This window comes from Variovorax beijingensis (assembly GCF_003951285.1).
Lineage (GTDB): Bacteria > Pseudomonadota > Gammaproteobacteria > Burkholderiales > Burkholderiaceae_C > Variovorax > Variovorax beijingensis.
Genome location: NZ_RXFQ01000003.1, coordinates 273,867 through 286,345 on the forward strand (window position 1 = coordinate 273,867; position 12,479 = coordinate 286,345).

A 12,479-nucleotide genomic window follows, 5' to 3' on the forward strand; every position below is an offset into this window, starting at 1 on the left:
GCGCGGGGCTCTTCAGATGTCGCGCAGCAGCTGCCGGAACTCGTCCACGTCTTCGAAGCTGCGGTACACCGAGGCAAAGCGCACGTAGGCCACCTTGTCGAGCTTCTTGAGCTCGCGCATCACGAGTTCGCCCACCTTGGTCGAGTCGATTTCGCGCAGGCCGCTGGCCAGGAGCTTCTGCTCGATGCGCAGCAGGGCGTTGTCGATCTGCTCGATGCTGACCGGCCGCTTGCGCAGCGCGAGCATCATCGAGGCGCGAACCTTGCCCGATTCGAAGTCGGCGCGGCTGCCGTCCTTCTTGACGACCACCGGAAAGTTGACGTCGGGCCGCTCATAGGTGGTGAAGCGCTTGTCGCAGGCGCTGCACTGGCGGCGCCTGCGCACGAAGTCGGCGTCTTCCGAAACGCGGGTCTCGACGACCTGCGTTTCGAGATGACCGCAAAAAGGGCATTTCATGCGGCCACTTCTTGCCGGATCAGCGGTAGACCGGGAACCGGCTCGTCAGTGCGTGCACCTTGGCGCGGACCGCATCGATGTTGGCGGCGTCGCGCGGGTTCTCGAGCACGTCGGCGATCAGGTTCGCGGTGATGCGCGCCTCTTCGTCCTTGAAGCCGCGCGTGGTCATGGCGGGGGTGCCGATGCGCACGCCGCTGGTGACCATCGGCTTTTCGGGGTCGTTGGGGATCGCGTTCTTGTTGATCGTCATGTGGGCGCTGCCCAGCACGGCCTCGGCTTCCTTGCCGGTGATTCCCTTGGCGCGCAAATCGACCAGCATCACGTGGCTTTCGGTGCGTCCGCTCACGATGCGCAGGCCGCGCTCGGTGAGGGTGTCGGCCACGATCTGGGCGTTCTTGACCACCTGCTGCTGGTAGGCCTTGAACTCGGGCGTCATGGCTTCCTTGAACGCAACGGCCTTGGCGGCGATCACGTGCATCAGCGGGCCGCCCTGCAGGCCCGGGAAGATCGCGCTGTTGATGGCTTTTTCGTGCTGCGACTTCATCAGGATGATGCCGCCGCGCGGGCCGCGCAGGCTCTTGTGGGTGGTGGAGGTAACCACGTCGGCGTGCGGCACCGGGTTGGGGTACACGCCCGCGGCCACGAGGCCGGCGTAGTGGGCGATGTCGACCATGAAGATCGCGCCCACGTCCTTGGCCACCTTGGCGAAGCGCTCGAAGTCGATGCGCAGCGAATAGGCCGAGGCGCCCGCGATGATCAGCTTGGGCATGTGCTCGTGCGCCTTGCGCTCCATCGCGTCGTAGTCGATGGCTTCGTTGGCATCGAGGCCGTAGCTCACCACGTTGAACCACTTGCCGCTCATGTTGAGGGGCATGCCGTGGGTCAGGTGGCCGCCTTCGGCCAGGCTCATGCCCATGATGGTGTCGCCGGGCTTCAGGAAGGCCAGCATCACGGCTTCGTTGGCCGAGGCGCCGCAATGCGGCTGCACGTTGGCGGCGTCGGCGCCGAAGATCTGCTTGATGCGGTCGATGGCCAGCTGTTCGGCCACGTCGACGTGCTCGCAGCCGCCGTAATAGCGCTTGCCCGGGTAGCCTTCGGCGTATTTGTTGGTGAGCTGCGAGCCCTGCGCGGCCATGACGGCCGGCGAGGCGTAGTTTTCGCTCGCGATCAGCTCGATGTGGTGTTCCTGGCGCGCGTTTTCGGCCTGGATGGCAGCCCAGATTTCGGGATCGGTCTGTTCGACCAGGATATTGCGGTTGTACATGGCAGTCCTTTGAAGACGAGGTCCTTGTTCTTCAACCAAACAAGGGCTGCCCAGGCGAACGGCTGAACGCCTGTATGGATGCCAGGCGGCACGCTTCCCAGTGGTATTCCACGTCAGCGCGGGGCACCGTGCAAGGTGCTGCGCCTATCGCCAGTCGCGTACGGGGTGGAGTGTAGCGCAGGGGCTCAGGAAACTTCCGACAGCAGGGCCACTTTCTGCGGGTCCGCTGCCGGCTCGGCCGCCTGTTGCGGCTTGCTGGGCGGTACGGCAACCGGAATCGGCTGGACCTGCGCCCGCACGACCGGCGCCGCCATCGTCGGCGGATTGCGGCCGTTGGCCACCTGCACCAGCCGTTCGTGCTCGGCCAGGACCTTGCCGGCATAGCCGCCGTCGTCGTCGAGGTTGGCCGCGCCCACGTAGTAGCGCAGGCCGCCCTCGAGCGAACCGGCGCGGGCGATGCATTCCTGCAGCACCTTCACGCCCACGCGCATGTTGGTCACGGGGTCGAAGGCGGTGAGCGTGCCGCCCGCACTTTCGTACTTGTCGCCGTGCACGCGCGTCATGACCTGCATCAGGCCCTGGGCGCCCACGTGGCTCTGGGCGAAGGGATTGAAGCTCGATTCGACGGCCATGATGGCCAGGATCAGCGTCGGGTCGAGCTTGGTGCGCTTGCCCAGCTGGTACGCCTCTGCAACCAGCACGCTCAGCGGTTCGGCCGCCACGCGGTACTTCTTGCTGAGCCAGTAAGCCACGGCGGCCTGCTGCTTGGGCAGGTCGCCCGGGCTCGCAGCCGTGGTGCGCACGATGGCGGTCGGCTCCAGGTCGGTGGCTTCAGGCGCGGGCTTGCGCGACTGCAGCCAGCCCATGAGCTGTTCCTCGCCGGTCTTGCGCAGGTCGGGCCGCGCCACGAGCGCGAGCGCCGCGAACACGATGGCCAGGCCAACCAGTGCAAACCCGTTGTGGGTGATTTCAAAAAAGCCGTCTGCCACATCGGACACAAAGGTCCTCAGCCCGCGGGCTGTGGCATCAAACGCCTTGTTCATCGCTCTTCCTTTCTGTGCGGCACCTGTTCGCAGCGCCGCGGGGGCGATGGATGAAGGCAGCGGCGCTTGGATTGGTACGAATCAGGCTCCGCGCATGGAGGTGTAGGGGTAGGAGCGCGGTGGCCTGATCAAGCCGGGGGAACTCGGCAGCGGATTCAGGTGGCCCCTGCTGGGTCTGGGGCAGCCAGGGGCAGGCGGGATTCTAGCGCGGCTAAATACCCGGTCAAGTATAAGAGGCTATTCCCTTATGCCATTACATATTTAAACAAAATCTAAGGGAAAACCCTTGGAGGACGGCATTGCAATGCAGGGGTGGGGCGCCTAATCTGAACACGCCTGAGTTCTCAGGCGGTTTTCCGAAATCCTACGGCCCGAGGTGCAAGTCAAGGGTTGGAACGATGGAGGATCCATGGCGGCAATCTCTTGCTGCCAGCACGGCAGGAACCATTGACTTCCGGTCGCGCGAAACGATGGCATGGGTTTTGTGCCCGCCATCAAGCCCGGTAATGAGACATATCGTCGAATTGCCGGGCTTTCTTGTTTCTGGCTCCGCGCTTCTTTGCGGCACACTCCCGCGATGGATGTAGCTTCGCTCAAACAAAATAAATGGGTGCGACGTGGGATCGTCGCGTTGCTGGTTCTGCTGGCTCTCTGGGTCATCGCATGGCTGGTGGTGCCGCCGATTGCCAAGAGCCAGCTCCAGAAGATCGCGAGCGAGAAGCTGGGCCGGCAGGTCACCGTCGGCAAGATCGATTTCAAGCCCTGGACCCTCGAGCTCGCGCTGCACGACCTGCGCATTGCCACGGCCGACGGCAGCCGGCCCCAGGTGGCGGTCAAGCGCATCTATGCCGATGCAGAACTGCAGTCGATCCTGCGGCTGGCGCCGGTGATCGATGCGGTGACGGTCGAGGCGCCGGCCATCCTGCTCACGCACCTTGCCGACGGCAAATACGACATCGACGACATCCTGGCAAAGCTTGCGGCCGGCCCGCCGCCCGATCCCAAGGCCGAGCCGGCGCGCTTTGCGATCTACAACATCTCGATCAGGGACGGCGCGGTCGATTTCGACGACCAGACCGTCAAGCGCAGGCACGAGTTGCGCGGCTTCGTGCTCAACGTGCCGTTCCTGAGCAACCTGGCCTCCAAGCGCGACATCAACACCGAGCCCAAGCTGGCTTTCACGCTCAACGGCAGCAAGTTCGATTCGGCCGCCCTCACCACGCCGTTCGCGGAAAGCCGCAAGACCGACGCCCATGTGCAGTTCAAGGGGCTCGACCTGGCGCCGTACCTGGGCTACATCCCGGGTGGCCTGCCGGTGCAGCTGCAGGCGGGCAGCCTGGATGCCGACCTGAAGATCGACTTCGAGCAGGCCGCCACCGCCGGCCTCAAGATCACCGGCACCGTCGAGGCGCACAAGGCGAAGCTCGGCGATGCCAGGGGGCGCGACCTGCTGGGCTTCGATTCGCTCAAGCTGGCGCTGGCCGACGTGCGGCCGCTGGAAGCGGTGTTTCACCTGAGCGAGGTGGCACTGGCCAATCCGCAGCTTGCGGTCGCGCGCGATGCCAAGGGCCAGCTCAACCTGCTGGCCACCGATCCGGCCACCGGAGCGGCAGAGAAGGTGGCGCAAGCCCCCGCCGCCGCAGCAAGCGCTCCGGACGGCAAGGCCCCTGAAAAGCCGAAGCTGAAGGTCCGGGTCGACAAGGTGGCCCTGAGCGGCGGGCGTATCGGATGGCGCGATGAGACCGTTCAGCCGGCCGCGGCCATCGAGACGACCGCGCTCGGCCTCGAGCTGACCGAACTCACCTGGCCCATGGAGAAGCCGGCCCGGTTCAGCGGCAGCACCGGCATTGGCGGCGCAACGCTCAAGTTCCAGGGCAACGCCACCGACAAGGCGGCCGAGGTGCAGACCGAGGTCGACGCGCTGCCGCTGTCGCTGGCCGCCCCCTACCTGGCGCACAGCCTGGAGCCCACGCTTGACGGCAAGCTGAGCGGCAAGATCGACATCGCCTGGACCCAGCCCGACCTTCGCTTCAAGGCGCGGCGCCTGGCCGTCGACGGCCTGGCGCTTACCCAGGCGAAGACTGCGCTGGCAAGCGTCGGCCGCTTCGAGCTGATCGATGCCGAGGTCGACATGACCAAGCACACGCTCGACGTGGCCTCGTTCACCGCCACGAACCCGAAGGTGCGGGTCGAGCGCGACAGCGAAAAGCGCTGGATGTTCGAGCGCTGGCTCAAGACGCCGGCCGGCGGCGGCACGGCACAGGCCAAGGCGGCCGCACCCAAGCCCGCCGGCACGGGCCCCGAGGCGGCACCGCCCGGCGCCAACACCAAGCCCTGGGCATTGACCATCGGCACCCTGGCGGTCGACAACGGCACGCTGTCCTATGCCGACAAGGCCAGCGCCACGCCGGTGGCCGTAGAGATCACGGCGTTCAGCCTGAAGGCGCAGAAGGTCGCGCCCGAAACCGCCATGGTCTCGCCCTTGCAGGTTTCGGGGCGCATCGGCTCCCGCCGCTCGGAGCCGGGGCGCTTCGACTACAAGGGCAACGTGGTGCTCAAGCCGCTCTCGGCCGAGGGCCGGCTCGAAGTGGCCTCGTTCCCGGCCCATGCCTTCAAGGCCTATTACGCCGACGCGCTCAACGTCGACATCCGCCGTGCCTTCGCCAGCTACAAGGGGACCGTGCGCTACGCGAGCGCGCCGGCCGGCATGACGATCAAGCTGGCCGGGGACACGGCGCTGGACGACTTCCGCGCCAACAGCATCTCGCTGACCCAGTCGCCGGGCTTCGACCGCAACACCAACCAGCTGCTGAGCTGGAAGACACTGAGCCTGCGCGGCCTGCAGGTGAGCATGGCGCCCAATGCGGCGCCGGCGGTGGACGTGCGGGAAACCACGCTGACCGATTTCTTCGCCCGGGTGATCGTCGACCCGACCGGCCGCCTCAACCTGGTGAACCTCACCAAGAAGGGCGAGGCGGACGCCAACGCCGCCGCCGCGGCCAGCGCGGAGGTCAAGTCCCGCCGCAGCCTCGGCGGAACCACCACCACGACGCGCGGCGGGCCGCAGCAGCCTGCGGGCGGCGGTGGTGCGCCGGTGTCGGCCGAGGCCATGGTCGGCGGCAGCCCCGAGCCTGCAAAGCCGGCCGCGGCGCCCGTCGCAACCGCGCAGGCCGAGGCCGATTCAGGGCCCAGGCCGGTCATCAACTTCGGCCCGATGAGCCTGGTCAACGGCCGAGTCGATTTCACCGACCTGTTCGTGAAGCCCAACTATTCGGCCGACCTGAGCGAACTGACCGGCAAGCTCAGCTCGTTCTCGTCGAACCCGCCCAAGGGCGAAAGCGGCCGCCCCGCGCTGGCCGACCTGGAACTGCGCGGCAAGGCGCAACAGACCGCCGCGCTGGAGATCACCGGAAAGCTCAACCCGCTGGCCAAGCCGCTGGAGCTCGACATCACCGCCAAGATGCGCGATCTCGACCTGGCGCCGCTGTCGCCGTACTCGGTGCGCTACGCCGGCCACGGCATCGAGCGCGGCAAGATGAGCATGGACGTCAACTACAAGATCGCGCCCGATGGCCAGCTCACGGCCTCCAACAAGCTGGTGCTCAACCAATTGCAGTTCGGCGACGAAGTGCAGGGCGCGCCCAACAGCCTGCCGGTGCGGCTCGCGGTGGCCCTGCTGGCCGACCGCAACGGCGTGATCGATGTGGACCTGCCGCTCAGGGGCTCGCTCAACGATCCGCAGTTCAGCATCGGCCCGCTGATCTTCAAGGCGGTGGTCAACCTGATCGTCAAGGCCGTGACCTCGCCGTTCAGCCTGCTGACGGGCGGACTCGGCGGTGGCAGCGGCGAGTCGAGCACCATCACCTTCGAGCCCGGAAGCTCCGTGCTCGGTGCCACTGCCAAGGAAAGCCTGGACAAGGTCGTCAAGGCGCTGACGGAGCGTCCGAGCCTGCAGATGACGGTGGTCGGCACGGCCAGCCTCGAAAAGGAGCGCGATGCCTACCAGCGCCAGCGCCTGCGCCAGCTCGCCCAGGCCGAGAAGCGGCGCGTGGCGGTGCGCGCCGGCCAGGCGGGCACCGACGTGCCGCCCGTGACCGATGCCGAATATCCCGAGCTGCTGGCCGCCGTGTACAAGCGCGCGGACATCACCAAGCCGCGCAACATGGTCGGCCTCGCCAAGGACCTGCCGGTGAAGGAAATGGAAAACCTGCTGCTCGCGAGTATTCCGGTCGATGAGGAGTCGATCCGCCAGCTGGCCGTGGAGCGCGGCGCCGTGGTGCGCGACTATCTCCTGGCCCAGAAGCTGCCGAGCGAACGCCTGTTCCTCGGCGCCGTGAAGACCAAGGCGAGCGGTGACGACTGGAAGCCCGGCGCCGAGCTCGACCTGGCCATGAAGTGACAGACGCTCACTTGGTTTTCCGCCCCGCCTCGCCACATAAGTAGTCATCCCGAGCCCGCTTCCGGCAGCCATTTGGCTGCGGTTGCGGCATGGAATTCAACCGCCCGCCACAACTGGGTGAAAATGTCGATGTGCGCCGGCCTTTGCCGGCGCCTTCGCTTTCTCTCTTCAGACAACGATTTCGCGCAAGTGACCTCTACTTCTTCCAAGCCACACGACCTCCAGGCCCTCGACACGCTCACCGGCGGCGCCTTCACCGCGCCAACTTCGGGCGAGCGCGCCGCGCGCATCCGCGACTGGCTCGCGGGCAACCCCGCGCCCGAGCAGATGCAGGAAGTCTTCAAGGAGCTGAGCGGCCGCGACAAGGGCGCGGCGCGCCTGCTGCGCGAAAAGCTCGACGAACTCAAGCGCGCCAAGGGCCAGGAGGCCATTGCCGCCGAATGGGCGCAAAAGGCCGAGGCGCTGCTGGCCCAGTCCAAGCTCAACATCGCCGATGCGCTCGCCTGGCAGCGCGACGCCGCCAAGGCCGGCGCGCCCCTGTCGCGCGAGCCGCTGGCGGGTTTCAAGGTGCAATTGGCCGACCGCGTGAAGGGCATCGAAGACCTGCAGCATCGTGCCCAGGTGCACCGCGAGGCCGCCGTGCTGCTGGCCCAGCGCTTCGAAGTGCTGTCGACCAAGGGCTGGCAGGACGCCCAGGCCGCCGAGGAATCGCTGCGCGCCGACGTGGCCCACTGGCAGCAGCAGGCCGCCGACATCACGGCCGATGCCAACTGGACCAGCCTGGATGCCAGGTTTGCCCCGCAGCTCGAGTCGTCGAAGGCGCAGCTGCTGGTCGTCTCCGATGCGTTCCATGCGGCATTGGCCCAGGCGCAGGCCGCGGCCGCCGACGCTGCGGCTGCCTTGCCGCCGGTGCCGGTGTGGGCCGACGAACTTCGCGCCGCGCGCGGCGAAGTCGTTGCACCCAAGGCGGCGCCCGCCAAGCCCGCCGCACCCAAGGTCGATCCGGCCCTGCGCGCAGCGGCGCAGGACGCCGTGCAGGCGGCCCTGGCCAAGCTCGAACAGGAAACCGCCGAAGGCCACGGCAAGGCCAGCGCCGGCGCGGCCGCCGCACTGCGCGCGGTGCTGAAGGAACACGGCAAGCTGGTCGAGGCACCGCTCGAGGCGCGCGTGCATGCGGCCCTGGTCGCCGCCGGCGAACTCGAAGGCTGGCAGCGCTGGAGCGCCGACAAGGTGCGCGAAGACCTCGTCGCCAAGGCCGAAGGCCTGCTCAAGCGCCCCGAAGGCCAGGCGCTCGGCGGCCGCAAGATGCAGGAAACGCTGCGCTCGCTGCGCGACCAGTGGAAGCAAGCCGACCAGGGCGGCGTGCCCAACCATGCGCTGTGGAAGCGCTTCGATGAAGCCTGCAACGAAGCCCACAAGGTGGTCGAGGCCTGGCTCGAGAAGGTTCGCGCCGATGCGGCAGAGCACCGCGCCCACCGCGTGGCGCTGATCGAAGAGGTGCGGGCCTGGGCGGCCGAGCATGCCGGCGCCTCCGACCTGAAGGCGCACAACCGCGCGCTGCACCAGTTTGCCGACCGCTGGCGCGATGCCGGCCACGTGGGCGAAAAAGTCTTTGCCGAGCTGCAGCCGCAGTGGAACGAAGCTTTCGGTGCCGCGCGCGCACCCTTCGAGGCGGCGCAAAAGGCCAGCATCGAACGGCGCCAGGCCATGATCGCGGAGGCGGCCGAGCTCGGCGCCCAGCCTATGCTGCGCATCGATGCCGTCAAGGCGCTGCAGCAGCGCTGGCAGGCCGAGGCCCAGAGCGTGCCGCTCGACCGCCGCCATGAACAAAAGCTGTGGGACGCGTTCCGCGCGCCCATCGACGAAGCCTTCAACCGCAAGACGGCCGAGCGCGAGAAGGTCTCCTCGGCAATGAGCGAGCACGACCGCCATGTGCTCGAGGCCTCCAAGGCGCTGGACGCGGCCAATGCCGGCGGCGACGTGCAGAAGATCCGCGCTGCCATTGCGCGGCTCGAAGCCGCGCTGCGCGGCGAGGCGCCTCCGCCTGCACCTGCACCTGCACCTGCACCTGCACCTGCACCTGCCGCGAAGCCTGAGTCCTCCAGCGACGGCCCCGCCGTGGGCGCTACCGAAGTGGTTGCGCCCGGACAGGCCGCAGCCGAGTTCGGCGAAAGCGCCGAGCAGGCGCCGGGCTCGAGCGACGCGGAAGCCCTGCCGGGCACGCCCGCTCCGGCCCATGCCGCGGCCACGCCGGACCTCGTTGCGCCGGCCGACGGTGCCGACGCATCCGCGCGTTCCGACGTTGCGGCACACGAAGCCGGCGAAGCTGCCGCGGCCGAGGAAGCCAAGGCACCGCCCGCACCGCCGAAGCCCGCTCCCAAGCCCGTGGTCGCGGTGCGCGGCGACGACCGTCCCGGCAACAAGAAGGCCGAGGCTGTGCCTGCGGGACGCGCGGGCGGCCGCTTCGGCGACCGGCGCGACGGTGCCCGTCCGGGCCCGGGCGGCCCTGGCCGCCCAGGCGATCGCGGCGCACCGCGTTCCGATGGCCGCGGCGACCGTGGCGCCCCGGCCGGACGCTTCGGCGATCGCCCGCCGCGCTTCGAGGACCGTGGTCCGCGGCTCGGCGACGCGGCTTTCCGCGCCCAGCGCGAAGCGCTCGAGCGCGCCGATCTCGCACTGCGCAAGCTCGCGGCCCAGGCCCACGGCGAAGCGCTCACGCAGGTGCTTGGCGCATGGGAGCAGCGCGACGCCTCGCGGCTGCCCAGCGTGCAGGAACTCGGACGCGCGGTCACGCCCGCGGTGCGCAGCGGCTGGTCCCAGGCCATCGGCTCGGCACCCAAGGCTGCGCCCGATGAAGCCGCCGAAGCACTGCTGCGCCTCGAAATGGCCGCCGAAGTGCCGACGCCGGCCGAGCAGCTCGACGCACGCCGTGCGCTGCAGCTCAAGCTGCTGACCAAGCGCGGCGATCCGGCGCCAGCCCAGACCTGGGGGCAGGATGCCGGCAAGGTGCTGGCTGCCGCGCACGATGCGGCCAGCGCGCGCCGCCTGCAGAACGCGTTGAAGGCCTTGCTGCGCAAATAAGGCGCCAGCGTGCGTTCACACGAGAAAGGGCCCGCCGCGTGCGGGCTTTTTCACTTCACCGCCCCATCTGAAAGAGGCAAGTCCAGGTTCAACGAGCGACCAGAGCCGCCGTCAAGCCGGCTCAGGGCAGCTTGGCCAGGATCTTGTCCATTTCCCCGGCGGTGTAGGCGCGCAGGGAGCGCGTGCGCACATTGCCCTGCATGGCGACAGCCAGACTGAATGCGGCCAGCGCCTGCTCCTCCTCGGCCTCCAGCACGCAGACCACATCGCAGTCGCCCATGGTCCAGAAGATCTCGCGCATGGTGACGCCGAGCTTCTGGGCCATTTCCTTGGCGGCAGCGGCGCGCTTGGTGGTTTCCTTGACGCTCTGAATCCCCTTGTCCGTGAAGTTCAGCATACCGATATAGGTCACCATTTTTCGCTCCTGTGTTATCCGCGGGGGGACGAATCACATGAGGCAACGCCGCCCCCGACGGCGACGCTTCACGTCATCACGCGCGCAGCGGTGCTGTGGTGAGCGATGGCGGCAGCGATGCTACGCCTGCGGCCTGCAAAGGCAAGGCGCCCCGGCCAACGCATACCCTGGACAGGGTATGCGGGCCGGTATCGTGCGCGTAAGCAAGGCAACGCCGACGTGATGGACGATCAGGTCCGTTCGGGCTGAAAGAACGCATCGAAGAGAGCCAGCACCGCCGGGAAGTCCCGGGCGAAGTTCGGACGGTTCACGAAGTAGGCTTCGCAGGCCACGGCGAAGAACTCGCCGATCGATGTCGCGCCGTAGTCGTCGAGCCAGGGCGGCTCGGCGCCGAAGCGGTCGGCGAGGATCGTCTTCTCGCGAAAGTCTTCATATGCCGGCTGCAGCACGGCGAGCCAGGCGGCGCGGGATTCGCGTGTACTGCGCTTGCCCGCAAAGCCGGCCGGCAGCGGCGGACAGCCGTCGGCATCGCCTGCGCGCATGTCGATCTTGTGGGCGAACTCATGGATCACCACGTTGTAGCCGCCGTCGCTCGTGATGCTGCTCGCGAGCACGTCCTGCCAGCTCAGCATCACCGGTCCGCGGTCCATGGCTTCGCCGGACACCACCTCGTCGTATTCGTGCACCACCTGTGCTTCGTCGACGATCTTTCGGCGTGCGACGACTTCGGACGGGTGCACCACGATGCCGACGAAATCGTCGTACCAGTCCAGCCCGCCCTTCAGGTTCAGCACCGGCAGCACCGCTTGGGCGGCGATCGCCAGTGCAACCTCGTCGGTGATGACGAAGCCCTGGGTGCCATGGAATTCCTTGTCGCGCAGAAATTCGGCTGCCAGGGTGCGCAGCCGCTGCTGCGCGGCGACGGGCAATGCGCCAAGGAAGGCATAGCGCTCGAGCGTGGCGCGCCAGGCGGCTTCGGGAATCGGGGGCAGGGCGCGCAACCGGCGCAGCCACTTGAACATGGTCTGCGCTAGCGCAGGTCGACGCGCTGCGCGCCGGCGGGGGACAGGCACAGCAGCTGTGCGCGCGGCGAATGGGCCGCAGCGTCCCAGTCGCTGAGCACGATGCGCCTGAGGCCATCGCCCAGGTCGTGATCGGCCGGGCGGTGCGTGTGGCCGTGCACCAGCGTACCTGCGCGCGCCTGCTGCAGCCACTGGCGCGCGGCGCCGCCGTCCACGTCGGCCCAGACGGCGGAGGGATTGCGCTTGCGGTCTTCGCTTTGCGCGCGCATGGAGCGCGCGAGCGCGCGGCGCTCGGCCAGCGGCCTGGCCAGGAATGCGGCCTGCCATTCGGGCGTGCGCACCTGGGCGCGGAACTTGAGGTAGTCGGTGTCGTCCAGGCAAAGGATGTCGCCGTGGCTCAGCAGCCAGCGTTCACCATGCAGCACCAGCACCGTGGGATCGTCCAGCAGCGTGAAGCCGCACCGGGCAGCGAGCGCAGGGCCCACGAGGAAGTCGCGGTTGCCGTGCATGAAGTACACCGGCAGCCGCTCGGCCGTGCGGCGCAGCAACTCGGCGCATTCGGCCTCGAAACCGGGCAGGGCGGCGGCGTCGTCGCCCACCCACACTTCGAACAGGTCGCCCAGGATGACGAGCGCATCGGCCGGCGTGGTCTGCAGGTAGCCGCGCCAGGCCTCGAAGGTGGCGGGCTCGTCGGCCTGCAGGTGCAGGTCGGAGATCAGATCGACGGTGCGCCACGCGGGCGGTGCAAGCAGTTCCTTGAAAACCGGATGTTCCGCCATGCCCGTGCCGTGCCGCGTTC

The 12,479-nt window shown here is 68.2% G+C and carries 8 protein-coding genes and 1 riboswitch; of the genes, 2 read left to right on the forward strand and 6 right to left on the reverse strand.

The features are described 5' to 3' along the window. Positions 1-12: 12 nt before the first annotated feature. The 3 genes from nrdR to EJO66_RS06730 form a co-directional block, all read right to left on the reverse strand. The gene (gene nrdR, locus EJO66_RS06720) at positions 13-456 is read right to left on the reverse strand and encodes a transcriptional regulator NrdR (protein WP_012748200.1); all 444 of its coding nucleotides are present in this window, start codon (positions 454-456) and stop codon (positions 13-15) included. 19 nt (positions 457-475) lie between these two features. Further along, on the reverse strand, positions 476-1,720 hold the full coding sequence (glyA, locus tag EJO66_RS06725) for a serine hydroxymethyltransferase (protein WP_124958076.1): 1,245 nt from the start codon (positions 1,718-1,720) through the stop codon (positions 476-478). 41 nt (positions 1,721-1,761) lie between these two features. Continuing rightward, positions 1,762-1,888, reverse strand: a riboswitch (ZMP/ZTP riboswitch). Positions 1,889-1,905: 17 nt separating this feature from the next. Next, positions 1,906-2,763 (reverse strand): lytic transglycosylase domain-containing protein, encoded by an 858-nt coding sequence (locus EJO66_RS06730; protein ID WP_125964787.1) that lies wholly within the window; start codon positions 2,761-2,763, stop codon positions 1,906-1,908. Positions 2,764-3,340: 577 nt separating this feature from the next. Here EJO66_RS06730 and EJO66_RS06735 point away from each other — a divergent pair. Both EJO66_RS06735 and EJO66_RS06740 read left to right on the forward strand, forming a co-directional pair. Next, a complete protein-coding gene (locus EJO66_RS06735) occupies positions 3,341-7,162 on the forward strand; it encodes a DUF748 domain-containing protein (protein WP_124958074.1) in 3,822 nt (1,273 codons plus the stop codon). A gap of 129 nt (positions 7,163-7,291) precedes the next feature. Further along, positions 7,292-10,243, forward strand: a complete 2,952-nt coding sequence (locus EJO66_RS06740; protein WP_240648529.1) for a DUF349 domain-containing protein — start codon at positions 7,292-7,294, stop codon at positions 10,241-10,243. Positions 10,244-10,364: 121 nt separating this feature from the next. Here the strand turns inward: EJO66_RS06740 and EJO66_RS06745 are convergent, their stop codons facing one another. From EJO66_RS06745 to EJO66_RS06755, 3 genes are all read right to left on the reverse strand, one after another. Beyond that, the gene (locus tag EJO66_RS06745; protein WP_124958072.1) at positions 10,365-10,658 is read right to left on the reverse strand and encodes a GYD domain-containing protein; all 294 of its coding nucleotides are present in this window, start codon (positions 10,656-10,658) and stop codon (positions 10,365-10,367) included. 230 nt (positions 10,659-10,888) lie between these two features. After that, positions 10,889-11,680 (reverse strand): M90 family metallopeptidase, encoded by a 792-nt coding sequence (locus EJO66_RS06750; protein WP_124958071.1) that lies wholly within the window; start codon positions 11,678-11,680, stop codon positions 10,889-10,891. Between the two features lie 8 nt (positions 11,681-11,688). Then, on the reverse strand, positions 11,689-12,459 hold the full coding sequence (locus EJO66_RS06755; protein ID WP_124958070.1) for a UDP-2,3-diacylglucosamine diphosphatase: 771 nt from the start codon (positions 12,457-12,459) through the stop codon (positions 11,689-11,691). Between the last annotated feature and the right edge of the window lie 20 nt (positions 12,460-12,479).